The following is a 16,912-nucleotide window of genomic DNA, read 5'->3' as shown; positions in this document are numbered from 1 at the left end:
GCAACCAGTGGCCAAAAGAGCTTCCCTCTGGAACCTATAATAGATTGCCTGTTATCATTTTCTGCGAGAAGAGAACGCATTCTAGCGTGGGGGATAGCCTATGACGATATCAGTGAAGAAAATAAAGAAGCTCCTTTTGGGAGCCCTTTCTTTGGGAGCGGCACTGGTGCTTTTCGCTGCTCCTGCACCTGCTCTGGCAACCTGTGGCCCAGTGGCGCTGGACCCCGGCCATGGCGGCACTGAGGTGGGAGCTCACAATAACGGTCTCAAAGAAAAGGAGCTCAACTGGCAGGTGATGCTCTACTGCAAGGAGCGTCTGGACCAGCTGGGCATCCCCAATTATGTGGTGAAGGAAAAGTGGGAGACGCTTGACCGTCGGGAAAGATGGCTTAGGGCCAAGGCTAAAAACGCCCGTGTGCTCATCTCTTTTCATATGAACTCCGCTGACGGCATTCCCTCGGCCAATGGTTCCGAGGTGCTCTGTTGCAACTTCTCCACGTGGAACCAGTTCACCAACCGCGAGAGCCGCGCCTTTGGCTCAGACCTGCTCAAGCGCTTTCAGGAGATGGGTTTTTACAATCGCGGCAACAAGTTCAACACAGGCACTGGCACCTACCCAGACGGATCTGCAGCAGACTCCATGGGCATCAACTACTACCCACGCTGGGACGGCACTACCGGCCTCATCATCGAACATGGCTTTTTGTCCAACGAGTTCGAGGCTAAGCGCTTGGGTGACCCTGCCACCCTCAAGCAGATGGGTTACGCAGACGCCGAGGCTATCGCCAAGCAGTGGCCCAACAGCTATGTGAAGCCTGCTGTCTCTGTGCGTCCCAGCAGAGCTCACTGGGCCCAAGACTCCAGGGGTTGGAAGTACATCCTCTCTGACGGCTCGGCTGCCACCAACTGCTGGCAGAAGATCAGCAACAGGTGGTACCGCTTTGGCGCAGACGGCTACATGCTCTCCGGCGAGATCACGCTGGGCGGCGCCCACTATCTGCTGGGCGGCCCGAGCGACGGCGCCATGGTTACTGGCTGGGTCTGGCGAAACGGCGCCTGGTATTACTACGGCGGTCCTGACGACGGGGCCATGAAGACTAACTGGGCCTATGACGGCGGCTGGTATTACCTGGGCAATGACGGTCGCATGCGTACCGGTTGGGTGCAGGTGGACTCCGTCTGTTACTGGCTCAATGGCTCTGGCCGCATGGCTACCGGCTGGCTCAGCCTGGGCAGCACGTGGTACTGGCTGGATCTCAATAGCGGTGCGATGGCTGAGAACGGCACCGCGGTATGCCATGGCGTACGCTCGCTCTTCAATGGCTCGGGCGCATGGATCTCAGGCTCTGGCTGGCGTCAGTTGGGCAATCGCTGGTTCTATCTCTCCGGCGATCGCGTGGCTACCGGCTGGCTCAACCTGGGTGGCGCCTGGTATTGGCTGGCTGGCGACGGCGCCATGGCTACCGGCTGGACTTGGGTCGGCAATGCCTGGTACTACTTGGGAGGCCAAGGCGACGGCGCCATGAAGACCGGCTGGATCTTGGTGGACAACAAGTGGTACTACTGCAACGCCTCCGGCGCCATGCTCACCGGCTGGCAGTGGGTCGGCAATGCCTGGTATCTCCTGGGTTCTGACGGCGCCATGCTCACCGGCTGGCAGCGCATCGACAACAAGACCTACTACCTCAATGGCTCTGGCGCCATGCTCACCGGAAAGCAGGCCATCGATGGCAAGAACTACGAGTTCGACAGCTCCGGTGCGCTCTTGAACGACCCCAATCAGCGAGTGGGTTGGTTCAAAGAGCCCAATGGCCAGTGGCGTTACTACGACTCCAAGGGAAACATGCTCACCGGCTGGCAAACCATCAACGGCGCTCGCTACTATCTGGGCACTGACGGCATCATGGTCACGGGCCGCCAGACCATCGGCGGAGCCGCCTATGTGTTTGACAATGACGGCAAAGCCATCAATGGCTGGTACAACGTCTCTTTGCAACCTTCCAACTCTTCAGTCTCTGGCTCGAAGGTCCATTACTATGAGGGCGGCAAAGAGACTTACACTCGCCCCGGCAATACCCCGGTCATGGGCGCATCTGCGATGGGCAAGGACGCCTTTGTGAAGGCCTTCGCTGCAAAGATCCAGGCTAACTACCCGCAGATCTATCGCGATGATGCCAAGTACGGGGCGCAGACTCCCGAGGCCTTTGCCCAGGCAACTTGGGACGCAGCCGAGAAAGAAGGCGTGCGCCCCGAGGTGCTCGCAGCTCAGGTTGGCAATGAGACCGGTTGGCTCAAGTTTGGCGGCATCGTCAACGCGAATCAGTGCAACTTTGGCGGCCTCGGCGCCCTGGATGGCAACGCAAACGGCAACGCCGCCACGTTCGCCAACGTGCAAGAAGGCCTCTTGGCCCAAGCGCAACACCTCAAGGCCTACTCCTCCAAGGAGGCGCTCGCCCAGCCTTGCGTGGACCCTCGATTCCACCTCATCGCAAACCGCGGTATCGCTCCTTACCTTGAGGATTACGGCGCCGACGGCCATGGCGGCCTGGTATGGGCGAGCAATCGACTCTACGGGCGCGACCTGCTGGCAGCCATGAAGGCCATCACCGGCTGATCGTCCTTTCTATAAAGGATGCCGCCATGGCTGCAAAGTCGAGGGTTTCTCGGTAGCTTTAAAAAATGCACGACCTTTTAGACGGGCCTTTTGCCTTACAGGCGAAGGGCCCGTTTGGGGTAGGATGGACAGACGCAAAGGCTGCCCCGCAAGAGGGGTTTAAAAGATGTCGTGGGATGCTGCGGCTAAGGAGGGACTATGCTCGGCGTTGAGGAGCAGATGAAAGTCATCGAGTCTGGCGCGATGCAGATCGTGCCGCAAGAAGAGCTCAAGAAGAAGCTGGCCAAGGGCACGCCGCTCAATATCAAGCTGGGCGTGGATCCTACCAGCCCCGACCTTCACCTGGGCCATGCAGTGCCCCTGCGCAAGATGCGTCAGTTCCAGGATTTGGGCCATAACGTCACCCTCATCATCGGCAACGGTACGGCGCTCATCGGCGACCCCTCCGGACGCGATTCCACCCGCCCGCCTCTTACAGAGGAGCAGGTGGAGGCCAATGCCAAGACCTACGTCGAGCAGGCTATGAAGATCTTGGATCCTGAGAAGACCACCATCGTGCACAACGGCGACTGGATCAAGCCGCTCACCCTCCAGGACATGCTAGGCCTTATGTCCCAGTTCACCGTGGCGCGCATCTTGGAGCGCGAGGACTTCTCCAACCGTTACCAAAACCATCTGCCCATCGCCCTGCACGAGTTCATCTACCCGGTCCTTCAAGCCTACGACTCGGTGATGATCAGCGCCGATCTGGAGATGGGCGGCAACGACCAGATTTTCAACCTTCTAGCCGGCCGCGACCTCATGGAGAAGCGCGGCATGGAGCCCCAGGTAGCCCTTACTATGCCGCTTTTGGAGGGCACTGACGGCCACAAGAAGATGTCCAAGTCCTACGGCAACTACGTGGGCCTCACCGATGAGCCTGCAGACATGTACGGCAAGATCATGTCCATCCCCGACGAGCTTCTGGGCCGCTATTACCGCCTGGCGTCCACCTTCCCGGTTGAGAAGGTGGACGCCATCGACGCCTCTTTGGCCGACGGCACCGCAGACCCTTATGCCTTGAAGCGCCAGCTGGCTGCCAATATCGTGGAGCTCTACCACGGCGCGCAGGCAGCGTCAGATGCCGCTGCGGCCTTCGACGCCCTCTTCAAAGAGCATCAGCGCCCCCACGCCCCTGAAGTGGCCTGTGAGCTCATCGTCAACGACGAGGGCAAAGTCTACCTGCCTGCGCTACTGGCCCAAGTAGGCCTTGCCAAGAGTGCAGGGGAGGGGCGTCGCCTCATCGACGGCGGCGGCGTGCGCCTGAACGACGAGCCTTTGGCCCCAAAGACCTACAACCTTGACCCCTCCCAGGTGGAAGGCGCCTTTATCCAGGTGGGAAAGCGCAGGGCGGTCCAGCTTGTCTAAGGCATCCGCTTCTCAGACATCTTCTCCCCAGGCGCCTGTGGATGCCGAGGAACCCGTACCCTTGCCGCAGGATCTCGTCTGCGAGCTGCTCGCTCCAGCCGGAGGTCCTGCGGCCTTTAGGGCGGCTTTGGCAGGCGGGGCTGATGCCGTCTACTGCGGGCTTGGTAACGACTTCAACGCTCGCCGTGGGGCAGACAACTTTGATGACGCCTCCTTTCAGAAGGCATGCCAAGAGGCTCATGTGGCAGGGGCTCGCGTCTTTGTGACCATGAACGTGCTTGTGACAGACGATGAAATGCCAGCGGCTCTGGCGCTGGCCGCCCGTGCGGTGCGGCTGGGCGCCGATGCCCTCATCATTCAGGACTGGGGGTTGGCGGCCGAGGTGGGCAGGCGTTTCCCCCAGGCAGAAGTCCATGTGTCCACCCAAGCAAACATCCAAGATCCCCGAGGGATCCAGTGGTGCGCTGCCCATGGCTATGAGCGGGTGACGCTCTCTCGCGAACTCTCCCTAGAAGAGATTGCGGCCTGCTGCGCCACCGGTGTAGAGTGCGAAGTCTTTGGCCATGGCGCTCTATGTTTTTGCTATTCGGGCCTCTGCTCTATGAGTGCTTTGAGGGGCTCTCGCTCGGCCAACCGAGGCCTTTGTGCCCAACCCTGCCGACTGCCCCATGAGCTCTACAGTGCCCAAGGCAAAAGGCTGGGGCCGGTGGCCTGGGAGCGCGGTCTTTGTCCCAAAGACGCCTTAAGTCTGGATCATCTGGGCGAGCTGGTCTTAATGGGCGTGGGCTCACTCAAGGTCGAGGGACGCATGAAAGCGCCCGACTATGTGCTTGCGGTGGTAAGCGCCTATAGGTCTGCGCTGGACCACGTAGCCCGCGTGCGTTCTCGCGAATTGGATCCAGAAGTGCGCGACTCGTTGTTCCGTCAGCTCAAGCGCGCCTTTAATCGTGACTTCACCGATGGCTATCTTATGGGGATATCCGACAACTCCCTCATGAGCTACGAGCGGTCCAACAACAGGGGAGAGTTGGTAGGCCATGTGGTGCGTGCCCAGGGCCATGAAGCCGCCATCTATACTCAGGCTCCTTTGGGCAAGGGCGATCTGCTGGAACTTCGCCCCAAGGACCATCCTGAGACCTTCCTCACCACTAATGCGCCTCGGGACGTGGAGGCAGATAGCCAGGTGGTGTGCGGCGTCAAGCGCCCGGTACCTGCGGGCACTCCCGTGCGCCTGTTGCGCAGCCAAGAAGCCATCGTGGCGGCCGAGCGCCTGCAGTCCGCTCCCTATTCATCCAAGCGTCCAGTGTCCATGCACATTATTTGCAAGCTGGGTCAGCCGCTCTCCATCCAGCTCTGCGCGTTGCCCAGGCGAGACGCCTCGGCGGTAGCGGTGAGTGTCCAGGGCCCTGTGGTCGAGGCCGCACGCACCAAAGCGGTCACCGCCCAAGACCTCCAAGAGCACGCAGGTCGCCTAGGTCAGAGCCCCTTTGTGGCCGCTTCGATCACTGTAGATATTGATGAAGGCTGCGGTTTGGGCTTCTCGACAGTCCATAGGCTCAGGAGCCAGGCTGCCGACGCTCTCGAGGAGGCCATCTGCGCCCCCTATGAGAAGCGGGTGGGCGAGGTGGCGGCGCCTCCCAGCTGGAGGCAGTGGTGCGAGCAGGTGGCTTCCTGGCGCCAAGATGCAGGACTCACTGCAGGAAAGCCAGGCCCCAAGGGCGAAGCCGCGCTGCGCCAGGCCGCTCAAGAGGCCCAGGTCTGCTGCGTGGTCTCCACTCCGGAAGGCGCCCAGGCTGCGCTGGCAGCCGGCGCAACCCGTCTCTATGCGCCGGCCGACGCCCTGGCTCAGGGGGGATTTCCCCAAGAAACCATCCCTTGGCTGGATGAGGTGTGCCGCCTCAAGGATCACGGGCGCCTGGACCGCTGGGTGGTGCCAGAGGCGCCCTGCGCGGTGGGTTCCATGAGCGAGTTCGCTTTGGCGCAGCAACGCGGGGCCGCTCCCGAGATCCGGCCCTGCATAGGGGTGTCCAACCGCTCTTGTGTCACCGCGCTTGAAGAGGCGGGCGCTTCTGGTTTTTGGCTCTCTCACGAGCTCACCGTCGCCCAGATGGCGCCGGTATGCGCGGCCACTTCGCTTCCCTGCGGGCTGGTGGTTTACGGTCAGGAGAGAGCGATGACCTCGGAGCATTGCGTGCTCCAGATGGCCGATGCCTGCTCGGGCCATTGCGACACCTGTGGCCTTCGCGCTCAGAAGCTCTACCTCAAGAACATCGATGGCCGCGCGCTGCCGGTCACCACCGACCTTCAGGGCCGCTCCCGCATCTATTGGGATCAGCCGCTGGATGCGGTCCCCAAGCTGCGCGAGCTTTTAGGCGCAGGGCTCACCCGCTTTATGGTGGACGCCACTCTTTTGGATGCCGAGAAAACCGCGGCGTCGGTGTCTCGCCTTCGTGAGGCCTTGGAGGCGGTGGCAACCGGCGAACCTCTGCCTGCCCCAGAAGCCGGGTCTGTGCGAGGGCACCTGTTTTCCCCGGTGGAGTAGGGGTTGCTGCTGCAATGCCGCTGTTGGCTTGAAGCCCTTTTTCTGCCGGCCGTGAATAAGAGGTGGCGATGGAAGGGCTTCTCGGCAGCTTTTGAGAGTTGCCGAGACCCTGTGGGTATGGTGAGGGTAGGTGAGTTTGCATGGGTTCATGGTGCATACTTGCCAAAGGCAGCTTTCAGGCTGCGTCCTAACATACGGTCGCTCTTGGAGTTTCGAGAGCTGGAAAGGAGCCACTCATGGCTGTGGATGAAGAGCTGTTGGAGCGTGTGCTCGACGCGGTGCGCCCGAGCCTTCAGGCAGACGGCGGCGACTGCGAGTTGGTGGCCGTCGATGACGATGGCGTGGTTTCGCTGGAGCTTACCGGCGCCTGCGCTGGGTGCGCACTCTCTAACATGACCCTGTCGATGGGCATCGAGCGTGTGCTTAAAGAGCATGTGCCTGGCGTGACTGCGGTCCGTGCAGTCTAGGCGCCCGCGCACTTTCGCGGCGCGTAAGGGACGTCTTGTGAAAAGTCACGTATTGGCAGGTTGTTAGAGGAGGCGGCGTGCTCTCACGCACCGATCCCAAGCGCGCGCCGTTGTCGGTGAAGCGCAATATGATGTGGAACAGCGTTGGCTCCTTTGGCAACCTGCTCTGTGCCTGGCTCATCACGGTGTTCGTGATGCGGCTTTCGGCTACCTACGACGCTCCAGGCGTCTATTCTTACGTGGTGTCTGTCTATGCGATCTTCTCGTCTTTGGTGGACTACCGCCTCTACATGTATCAAATTGGCGATCTTCACGGCGAGAACAGCCTGGGCGAGTATTTTGCGCTGCGACTCATCACCTCGGGGATCGCTCTGGTGCTCATCGCTGTTTACTCGCTGGCTACCAGCGCCCCAGACCTTTTGATCCCCATCATTTTCTATTCGCTCTACAAGATCGCGGGCACCATCCTAGATTGTTTTCACGCCTTGGAGCAGCGAGAAAAGCGCATGGACTACATTGGCATCTCCTACGCCATCCAAGGCGTGGTGTCGCTGGCGGCCTTTGTGGCGGTCTTTGCTGCTACCCAAAACCTCTCGCTTACCCTGTTCGCCATGTTTGTGGTCACGGTAATAGTGGGCATCGTCTACGACTTGCCTCGGGTGCGCTACTTCGAGGAGTTCAAACCTCGGATTAGCACCGCTAAAGCCAGAGAGCTTCTGGTGCGTTGCGCCCCGGCGGTGTTGGCGTTTATGGCTATCTCGGGTGCCACCTCGATCCCTCGCCAGTACCTCATGAACGCTCAAGGTGAAGCTGCGCTTGGCGTGTATGGAACCATGGTAGCGCCGGTGGCTATCGTGCAAACCGGTGCAGGCTTTGTGTACAACCCGCTTCTGACCTACTTCAAAGAGATCTATGAGCGCCGCGATCGCCGCTCCTTCATAAAGCTCATGGGACTCACCCTGGTAGCCATCGTGGTCATTGGCATCCTATGTCTCATTGGCGTGCAGCTTTTGGGCGCGTTTCTCTACGGGCTCATCTATGGCGATCGCATTTTGGAATACCTCTATCTGCTGCCGCCTATGGTAATCGCTGCGTTGGCCATTGCCTATATGGGCTTTCTCAACAGCCTTGAAACTGTGTTCTACGATTTCAAGTCCACCTTTGTGGGCGGCGTGGTGGCTCTGGCAGCGGCTCTGGTCACCATGGTGCCCCTGGTGAACGTCTTTGGGCTCAATGGCGTCACCTACTGTTCCATCATCTCATCGCTGGCTTCCACCTTAGTGATGCTGGGTTTCTTAGCCCACGAGCTCAAAGGGCACTTTGCCTCCGGCGACAGCCTGACTCACTTGGAGGCGGCCCCTTCAGAGGCGCCGTCAGAGCCAGAGGCTCCTTTGCACACCAAGGATTGCAGTTCCAAGGAGGATTGCGGCTCCAAAGCAGTCAAATACTCCAAAGAGTGCGAAGAGCCTATTGAGAGGTAGGGCTTAAGGAGGGCAGCGGTTTCTCGGTAAGGTAGGCTTAAGAGGTTAGCTAGGCGAGGATGCAAGGAAAGGTGGAGTCATGGTCCTCTCGGATCGAGACATCAAGCGCGAGATGGAGCAGGGACGCATCGTGGTCGAGCCACTCCAGATCAAAGATGTGCAGCCGGCTTCTGTGGATGTGCGCTTAGGATCCAACTTTCGCATCTTTCGCAATTCCATTCATACCTATATCGACCCGCTCACAGAGCAGCCAGACCTCACCGAGGAGGTAGTGGTTCCTGAGGGCGAGGCCTTCATCTTGCATCCAGGCCAGTTTGCGCTGGGCACCACTTTAGAGCGCATCGCCCTGCCAGACGACATCTTGGGAAAGCTTGAGGGCAAGTCTACACTGGGCCGTCTGGGTCTCATGATCCACTCCACCGCAGGCTATGTGGATCCCGGCTGGGACGGCGAGCTCACGCTTGAGCTTTCCAATGTGGCTACGCTGCCCATCATGCTTCATCCAGGCATGCGCATAGGCCAGCTCTCCTTTGAGCGCATGAGCTCCCCGGTGGAGCGCCCCTATGGCTCGGCGCAGTTAGGAAGCCATTACCAAGGGCAAAAGGGAGCCACGGCTTCTCACGTGCTTACTGACTAACAGGCCGCCCAGATTTAGGCCACTACTACACATAATGTTTGGCTGCCCTCGCCCTTTTGTGGCGAGGGCAGCTATGTTTAGAGAAGTCGGAGCTCTTCGCGAGCTCGGCGAACCAGTTCTAAAGGTCATGAAACCTAAAGACACCCTTGCATGGGCTGAGACAAATAGCGCGAGTCGTGATAGAGTCTTTTGTCTGTAGCTAAACTGAACTATATGTATTTGAATAACTAGGTATTCAAAGCAAAAAAATACCTAGGTTTAGAGGAACCCATTACACGATTACCGAGGTAAACTCTGGGTGCCCCAGGTGTGAAGGAGTTTGAAGGATGATGTGCTCTGCCCGCAAGCGCGTTCTGGTGGCATTGGCGGTGGTATGGGGGCTTTGCTGCTGTTTTTCTGTGCCGTCTCGAGTGTGGGCATCTCCAGCCATCACGTCGTCTGTCAACTCCACGGCGCGAGTCCACGTGCTCTCCTTTGGCTTCACCGACGCCATCTTGCTGGAGAGCGACGGTCGCTTTGGTCTGGTGGATGCCGGAGAGGACAACGACTACCCGTCTGGCGAAGATCCTCGCTATCCGTTGCGCGAGGGCATCACCCGTGGGGGAGGGGTGACCGACAAGCTCTTTGCCTACATGAAGGCCATGGGTGTCACCAGCGAGAACTTCGAGTTCCTTGTGTGCACCCATCCCCACAGCGACCACATTGGCGGCGCCGACGAGGTTATCGAGGAGTTCAAGCCTCAGCGCGTCTACCTCCTGCCCTATAAGGATTCCTATATCTTCGAGCCCTCCCGTCTCTGGGACAACCAGTATGTCTACGACCGCACGGTAGCCGCAGCGCTGGCAAATGGCGCCACGCTCATCCAAGGCTTCGACACCTCTGCCCCCGTGGATCCCGGCCGTCTGGAAGAGGCTCCAGAAGATCCCGCTCCCACTGATCCTGCAAATCCTCAGGACCCTGCAGGTCCCGAGAAACCTGCACAACCCGATACCCCGGATCCTTCTCAGCAGCCCACCGATACCCCAGAAACTCCTGCAGCCTCTGAGCCTTCTGTTACCGAGAAGAGCGTCTTCGCTCCTGTAGCGGGCGACCCTGTGGCGTTGGACGCCCAAGAGATGGTAGAGGCCGTGGCTCCTCAGGCGGCTCCGGAGACCGTGCAAGAAGATGAGGCGGCAGGCGCCTCCAAGCCTCAGGTCATTTCCCCCGCCCCGGAAGGCGCGAAGGGATCCTATGTGGGCAATCCCCAGTTCAAGCTGGGTTCTATGGATGTCTCTATTTATAATTACGATACTGACTACTTCACCCATCCCAAGTACGATGCCAATGAGTTCTCGCTGGGCGTCTTGGTCGAGGCCAACTCCCATAAGGCCTTTTTGGCAGGAGACATTGGATACCTGGATGGCGATGAGGACCGCCTGGCCAAAGAGCTGGGCAAGGTAGACTTGCTCAAGCTGGGACATCATGGTCTGGTGGGCTCTAACTCCCGCCGCTACCTTAACTCCCTGTCGCCTCGCACCCTGGTGATGACCTCGGAGCTCTCTTCTGGGGTGCCGTCTCAAGATGTGCTGGACTACACCAAAGACTCCGAGGCGCGCCTCATCGATGCGGTGCATCAGGCAGAGCTCAACCGAGCTGCCACAGTTGCGGATTTCTCCTACGGCAAGATATCCTACAACGTTCCCGAGACCGAGGAAGTCCGCTATCTCTGGCGCGAGAACTCCCCGCACTATATACGCTTTGAGGACGGCTACCTCAAAAAGGCCACCGAGTGGAATCAGGCTCGCTGGGGTGATTGGTATCACTTCAACCGCTCTCCCTACGCCCAGGAAGGCACTTGGTATCGCGAAGGAACTTACTTTTTCTACCTCATGCCTGACGGCGCCATGGCCAAGGACGGCGTGGTGACCGTGGAGGGCAAGACCTATCTCTTTGATGACGAGGGTCATATGATGAGCCTGCCTCAAGGCTGGTCCTTTGTAGAAGGGGCTTGGCACTATGGCATGAGCAACGGCACGGTAAAGACCGGCTGGCTCAACGAGCATGGCACCTGGTACTACCTGGATCCCAAAACCGGCGCCATGGCCCAAGGCTGGGCGCAAGTAGACAGCACCTGGTACTACTTTGCACCAGGCTCCGGCGCCATGAGGACCGGGTGGCTTGACCTAGGAGGTTCCTGGTATTACCTGCAAGGCTCCGGCGCCATGGCCCAAGGCTGGCTGTTTGATCGGGGCAGCTGGTATTATCTTGCCCCCGGCTCGGGCGCCATGGCTCGTGGTTGGGCGCAGGCAGACAACGCGTGGTACTACCTCTCTGGGTCAGGCGCCATGGCCACCGGGTGGATTCAAGTGGGCGGCACCTGGTACTACCTCACAGGATCTGGGGCTATGGCCACGGGCTGGATCCAGCTGGGTGCAACCTGGTACTATCTCGCCCCCGAATCAGGTGCCATGGTCACAGGCAGCCATGTTATCGACGGCACCCAGTACAGTTTTAACGGTTCTGGGGCGTGGGTGGCCTAAATGGCGGTCCTGCTCAAAATGAGCCTCTAAATCCACTACGCTACTCAGGCAGCTCGCTTTCTTGGGTTGCCTGAGTCTCTCTATTGACCTGCCTTTTGCAATAAGGAGCGCCATGCTAAACGAGATCTACCACTCCTTAGACCCGGTGGCCTTCACCATCGGCCCTCTGGCCGTGCGCTGGTATGGGCTGGCTTACTTGGCCGCATTTCTGCTGGGAGGCTTGCTGGTGGGCAAGATCTCCCGCCACTGGAAGCTGGGTTTGTCGGCAGACGACATCATGACAGTGGTGGTAGGCATCGCCTTGGGAGCGGTCATTGGCGGAAGGCTTGGCTACTGCCTCTTCTATGGCGACGGCTACTACCTGGCCCATCCCCTAAAGATTCTGGCCACCTATGAGGGCGGAATGAGCTTTCATGGAGGCTTGGTGGGCGCTATTATCGGCGGCTGCATCGCGGCGAGGCCAGTGCATGTGTCGGCGTTGACCTTCTGCGATCTGGGTGTCATCGTGACCCCCATCGGCCTCTTCTTTGGGCGTTTGGCCAACTTTGTGAACGGCGAGCTCTGGGGAAAGCCCACCGATCTTCCCTGGGGCGTGGTATTCGAAGCCGACGGAGTGGCTCGCCATCCCTCCCAGCTCTACGAGGCGCTCCTCGAGGGCGTGGTGATGTTCGTGGTTCTTTACAGCCTGTCGCGAAAGCTACCGCCTAGGCCTCAGGGCACCTTCACAGGCTTGTTCTTGCTTCTCTATGGCGTCTTTCGCATCCTCATCGAGTTTGTGCGCGTCCCCGACGCCCAGCTGGGCTACCTCTTTGGCCCCATCACCATGGGCCAGGTGCTCTCGCTGCCTCTGGTGATCATCGGCGCCCTTATCCTCTATTGGGCTCACAAAACCCAGCGCCCTCAGGTCGGCCACACCTATATGGTGACTGCCGGGGTGGACCGGGAGCTGCCTCACGAGCCCGCCGACGACATCGATGTGCCTCCGGTAGCAGGCCCCGCTTCTCGTCCAGAGGATTCTCCCAAGGCTCCAGATGCCTCCGCTGCCGAGAAACCCTCCCATCGCCGCCGGGGGCAACCCTAAGGGCTGCGAGCATCACGCATATCGATGTCCCTTGCTGTCTGGGGATATTGCGTGGCGGGCAACAGATGCCAAGGTGGAGGGTACAGGTGACTCTGTAACAGAGCGGGCTGTTCTGCTACGCGCAGGGCGGCCCTCTTTTTTAGGAGGCGCCATGCACCATCGAGGTATCTGTCATAAGAGTCTGGGAGAAGCAAGGCTTTTACTGGTGGCAATGGCGGTGGTTCTCGGCTTGGGGCTCATGCCTGTCAAGGCGACAGCCCAGCAAGCCTCTGACCAAGCCATAGCAGAGACCTCGCAAGCTCAGGATCGCCTGATGACGGCAGCCCCGGTAAATCCGCTGGATTGTTTCAATGTGACAGCCACGGTCTCTCTTTCGGGCGGCTCTTTAGAGGCAGGGGAGTTCACCTTCAGGCTCACAGACTCTGCCGGATCGGCGATGCAGGTTGCCAATCAGCACAGCGATCTTACCGGTAAAAATAATTATGTGAACTTTGAGATCCCCTATGGGCAGGTGGGCACGCGCACCTACAGGCTCACCCAAGAGAACAATCCTCGCTATCGCTGCGATACCACGGTGTACGAGGTCACGGTCACTGTGACCCAGGATATGCTGGGCAACAAAGGCGCCAGCGTGACCTATAGCACGGGCGGCAAGACCGTGTCTCAGGCTGCTTTTTCTAACGGCCCGCTGCCTCCTCCTTCGGGCCAATGGGTTCATGAGGGCGGCGTCACCCGGTATCGCACCCCTCAGGGCACCTATGCATCTGGTTGGTACACCATCGACGGCCAGACCTATTACTTTGATACTTCGGGCGACCATGGGCGCAGGACAGGCTGGTTGCAGCAGGGTGGCACTTGGTACTTCTTGAGCCCTGCAGACGGTCATAGGGAGACCGGCTGGATTAAAGAGGGCGGCGCCTGGTATTACCTCAACCCTTCCACCGGCGCCATGGCCACCGGTTGGGCGTGGGTCAACGGCGCGTGGTACTACCTCAAAGGCTCGGGCGCCATGGCTGCCGGTTGGGTATTCACGGGCAGCCAGTGGTACTTCCTGCGCTCTACGGGAGCCATGGCCACAGGTTGGATTTGGACAGGTGGCGCCTGGTATTATCTGGCGCCTGGAGACGGCCATATGTATCGGGGATGGGGCTTCATCAATGGCAGCTGGTACTTTTGCGATCGCTCCAGCGGCGCCATGAAGGCCGGCTGGATTTGGGACGGGGCCTGGTATTACCTCTACAGCTCCGGCGCCATGGCTCATAACACCACTATTGGAGGCTATAGGCTCGATTCCAGCGGAGCCTGGGTCTAATCTAGCTATCCTTTAGGGCCTTTTTATCTTTGCGAGGCGTTAAGGGTGTGGATTTCTGGAGGCCCAGAGTCACCGTGTATCATTAGGCCCTGTGAGGGGCTCGTTCCAAGGCGGGCCTGTCGTATCTAAAGAAAGCACAGTGTTTATGGATGCAGCCCAGGCTCATCAAGCTTTAGTAGAAGAACTAGCCCGCAGGACCCATACCAAAGCCGCAGATTGGTACTTGGTATTCAAAGCGCGCTATGGCTTAGAGGAGATCTTTCAAGCTGTTAAAGCCGTCCATGGCTCGGGAGCTGTGGCTACCCAGCTGTTTACCTGCTGCACTGCGGTGGCGCCCATCGTGGCGGCCGGGCTCACCCCTGTCTATGGCGACATAGAGGCGGCAACCTTGGCGCTGGATCCTTCCAGGCTTCCTCAGCCTGCCATGCCTTTGCGGGCGGTGGTGCTCCAGCACACCTTTGGCATCATCGACGACCGCTCCTCTGCCAAGTTGGCCGAGCGGGCCCATGAGGCGGGTGCGCTGCTGGTGGAAGACAGCGCTCACTGCGCCTGTCGCATGGCTCTGGATGAGGATGGCTGTCCGGTGGCAGATGTCTCGGTGCACTCCTTTGGTGCCGAGAAGATGCTGCGCACCTCTTTTGGTGGGGCCGTCTGGATCAATCCGCGCTCGCCTTTCAAAGAGGTGCTTGAGCCTCTGGCAGCGTCCCTGTCTCAATTGCCGCCCCTCGCGCCAAAGCTGGAAAAAGCCACTCGCCGCTACCTCAATCAAAACCGAGTGCTCAACCGTTTGCCGCGATCGCTGGCACGCTCGCTCAGGGCTTCTTGGGCGGCTTCTGGCGCCCTTGAGCCGGCGGTGGCCGCTGCAGAGCAGGAAGGAGAGCTGCCTCATCGTCCTATGGCGCCCAGCCCTTGGATCTGCGAGCGTGTGCTCTCTGAGCTCTCGCGCCTCCATGAGAATTGGCAGTCCCGCGAAGCGGTGGTGGCCCGTTATTGCGAGCTTTTTGAGGCTCAGGTGGACTATCCCGCCGGCCAAGGGGCAACCCCGGCACAGCCGTTGCTGCGTTTTGGACTCATTGCTCCTTCTACCAGCGCTTCTGAGGCAGCCATCGCAGCGGTGCGCTCCTTGGGATACTTGGCAGAAGACTGGTATCGCCCTTCGCTTTATCCCGGGGCGCTTGATCCTTTGGCCTTCTGCGTGCCTCAAGATCCCAGCACGTTGCCGGTGTGTGACGCGGTGACCGCAGGTACCATCGCCCTTCCTACCGAGCTTCCCCTAGAAGCGCTGGAGAGCGTGGCCCAGACAGTCAAGGAAGCCCTTAAAAACTAGGGACGCCTTGGGGGATGGGTTTCTCGGCACGGCCTGAGCCCGTCAGCTTCCGTAAACGACGGCAGCGCGCCAAGAGCAAAGCCCGCTGCCTTTGGTAAGGATAAGGATTTTCATGGTGTATCCAGGCATGATCTCAGAGCAAGAGCTCGCTCAAAAGCTGCAGCCGGTGTGTTTGGGCGGCGATATCTTGGGCTATTCCTATGTGCGGTCGTTTCATGAGCGCTATGGAGTCAACCCCATCATCCTGTCTGGGGTCAATGTGCAGGTGACCTCGGCGTCGCGCTTCTGCGACTATCGCATCCTGGAGGACATGGGCAACGAAGACGTGCTTATGGGGGCCCTGCGCGAGCTGGGAGAAGAGCTGGCTTCCCGGGGCAAGGTGGGCCTTGTGCTGGGCTCTGCCGACTGGCATGCCCGCCTTTTGGCCCATCACAAAGACGAGCTTTCCCAGTGGTATTACGTGCCCTATATCGACGCTTCTTTGATGGACGAGATATGCCAAAAAGACCGCTTTTATGCCATCTGCGAAGATCTGGGCATCGCCTATCCCAAAACCTGGACGGTCTCTGTGGCAGAGGCCCAGGCACTTGATCCTGCTACTTTGCCGTTTCCGCTCATCGTGAAGCCGGCTCACTCGGCCTCCTATGACCAGCTGGTCTTTGAGGGCAAAGAAAAGGTCTATACCGTTGAGGATCCCGGTCAGCTGACCCGGGTGCTGGGCATCTTGGCCGCCTCTCCCTATGAGGGCCATCTGGTGCTCCAAGACTTCATCCCCGGAGGCGATGACGCCATCCGCTCGCTCACAGTGTTTGCGAATGCCCAGGGTCAAGCGCGCGTGATCTCGGGAGGCCGTGTGGTGCTCCAAGATCATTCTCCCATTCTCATCGGCAACCCTTGCTGCATCTTGAGCGAGCGCGTTCCCCAGGTGATCGAGGATGCCGCGCGCTTCTTGGCCCACGTGGGCTACCACGGCATGGCGAACTTCGACATCAAATACGATCAGCGCGACGGTAGCTACAAGTTCTTCGAGGTCAACACTCGTCCCGGTCGCAACAGTTATTACATGACGCTGGGCGGGGTATGCTTTGTGGAGCCCATCGTCCAAGACTTTGTACTGGGCCAGGAGGTGCCCTATCGCGAGGCTTTCGATCCCTTTCTTTATACGGTGATCCCGCCTTCGGTGGTCTCGCATCACGTCGCCAACGAAGCCCTGCGCGAGGAGGCTCTCGCCTGTTTTAAGAAGGGTATTGCCGGCTATCCCTACGACTACAAGCCCGACACCTTGAAGCACAAGCTTTTGGCGCGCCTGCTATTGCTCAACCAAAACCGCAAATTCGACCGCTACCTGGGCAAGGATGGAAAAGCGTGAGGCACCGCGCACCTTGGCTGTCCCTCTCCAAAGGCTGCCGAGAAACCCGCTCCATGGCTACCAAGGCTTTTGAAGATCTCGGGCAGTCTCTGCGCTGATTTGCTAGAGATGCGCTTCAGGCATTTGGCTCTGCTTGGCCTGATGGCTATTATATTG

At 59.4% G+C, this 16,912-nt stretch carries 11 protein-coding genes; all 11 read left to right on the top strand.

The annotated features are described in order from the left end of the window. Positions 1-100: 100 nt before the first annotated feature. Entirely contained in the window at positions 101-2,614 is a 2,514-nt protein-coding gene (locus E5334_RS07385; RefSeq protein ID WP_136012947.1) for an N-acetylmuramoyl-L-alanine amidase, read from the top strand. A gap of 198 nt (positions 2,615-2,812) precedes the next feature. Further along, positions 2,813-4,021 (top strand): tyrosine--tRNA ligase, encoded by a 1,209-nt coding sequence (gene tyrS, locus E5334_RS07380; protein ID WP_136012946.1) that lies wholly within the window; start codon positions 2,813-2,815, stop codon positions 4,019-4,021. After that, positions 4,014-6,563: a U32 family peptidase gene (locus E5334_RS07375; RefSeq protein ID WP_275438981.1), complete on the top strand. Its 2,550-nt coding sequence runs from the start codon at positions 4,014-4,016 to the stop codon at positions 6,561-6,563. Before tyrS ends, E5334_RS07375 begins: the two co-directional genes overlap by 8 nt. A gap of 236 nt (positions 6,564-6,799) precedes the next feature. After that, positions 6,800-7,030 carry a NifU family protein gene (locus tag E5334_RS07370; RefSeq protein ID WP_136012945.1) on the top strand — a complete coding sequence of 77 codons (231 nt, stop codon included), beginning with the start codon at positions 6,800-6,802 and terminating at the stop codon, positions 7,028-7,030. 77 nt (positions 7,031-7,107) lie between these two features. Beyond that, positions 7,108-8,511 (top strand): lipopolysaccharide biosynthesis protein, encoded by a 1,404-nt coding sequence (locus E5334_RS07365; protein ID WP_136012944.1) that lies wholly within the window; start codon positions 7,108-7,110, stop codon positions 8,509-8,511. A 79-nt stretch (positions 8,512-8,590) separates the two neighbouring features. Beyond that, positions 8,591-9,148: a dCTP deaminase gene (gene dcd, locus E5334_RS07360; protein WP_136012943.1), complete on the top strand. Its 558-nt coding sequence runs from the start codon at positions 8,591-8,593 to the stop codon at positions 9,146-9,148. 326 nt (positions 9,149-9,474) lie between these two features. Continuing rightward, positions 9,475-11,667, top strand: a complete 2,193-nt coding sequence (locus E5334_RS07355; protein ID WP_136012942.1) for an MBL fold metallo-hydrolase — start codon at positions 9,475-9,477, stop codon at positions 11,665-11,667. A 112-nt stretch (positions 11,668-11,779) separates the two neighbouring features. Next, on the top strand, positions 11,780-12,748 hold the full coding sequence (lgt, locus tag E5334_RS07350) for a prolipoprotein diacylglyceryl transferase (RefSeq protein WP_136012941.1): 969 nt from the start codon (positions 11,780-11,782) through the stop codon (positions 12,746-12,748). A 151-nt stretch (positions 12,749-12,899) separates the two neighbouring features. Further along, positions 12,900-14,060 carry a Spy0128 family protein gene (locus tag E5334_RS07345; protein ID WP_167604346.1) on the top strand — a complete coding sequence of 387 codons (1,161 nt, stop codon included), beginning with the start codon at positions 12,900-12,902 and terminating at the stop codon, positions 14,058-14,060. Positions 14,061-14,205: 145 nt separating this feature from the next. Further along, positions 14,206-15,387: a DegT/DnrJ/EryC1/StrS family aminotransferase gene (locus tag E5334_RS07340; RefSeq protein ID WP_136012939.1), complete on the top strand. Its 1,182-nt coding sequence runs from the start codon at positions 14,206-14,208 to the stop codon at positions 15,385-15,387. Positions 15,388-15,499: 112 nt separating this feature from the next. Continuing rightward, positions 15,500-16,756, top strand: a complete 1,257-nt coding sequence (locus E5334_RS07335; protein WP_136012938.1) for a carboxylate--amine ligase — start codon at positions 15,500-15,502, stop codon at positions 16,754-16,756. The last annotated feature ends 156 nt before the right edge of the window (positions 16,757-16,912 follow it).

The organism is Muricaecibacterium torontonense, from assembly GCF_004793925.1.
GTDB classification, from domain to species: Bacteria; Actinomycetota; Coriobacteriia; order Coriobacteriales; family Atopobiaceae; genus Leptogranulimonas; species Leptogranulimonas caecicola.
This window is presented reverse-complemented; position numbering and strand designations above follow the sequence as displayed.

Bases quoted from the DNA above. Each gene is read 5' to 3' on its own strand.
- E5334_RS07385 (WP_136012947.1), top strand. From the start codon at position 101: ATGACGATATCAGTGAAGAAAATAAAGAAGCTCCTTTTGGGAGCCCTT.
- tyrS (WP_136012946.1), top strand. From the start codon at position 2,813: ATGCTCGGCGTTGAGGAGCAGATGAAAGTCATCGAGTCTGGCGCGATG.
- E5334_RS07370 (WP_136012945.1), top strand. From the start codon at position 6,800: ATGGCTGTGGATGAAGAGCTGTTGGAGCGTGTGCTCGACGCGGTGCGC.
- dcd (WP_136012943.1), top strand. From the start codon at position 8,591: ATGGTCCTCTCGGATCGAGACATCAAGCGCGAGATGGAGCAGGGACGC.
- E5334_RS07355 (WP_136012942.1), top strand. From the start codon at position 9,475: ATGATGTGCTCTGCCCGCAAGCGCGTTCTGGTGGCATTGGCGGTGGTA.
- lgt (WP_136012941.1), top strand. From the start codon at position 11,780: ATGCTAAACGAGATCTACCACTCCTTAGACCCGGTGGCCTTCACCATC.
- E5334_RS07345 (WP_167604346.1), top strand. From the start codon at position 12,900: ATGCACCATCGAGGTATCTGTCATAAGAGTCTGGGAGAAGCAAGGCTT.
- E5334_RS07340 (WP_136012939.1), top strand. From the start codon at position 14,206: ATGGATGCAGCCCAGGCTCATCAAGCTTTAGTAGAAGAACTAGCCCGC.
- E5334_RS07335 (WP_136012938.1), top strand. From the start codon at position 15,500: ATGGTGTATCCAGGCATGATCTCAGAGCAAGAGCTCGCTCAAAAGCTG.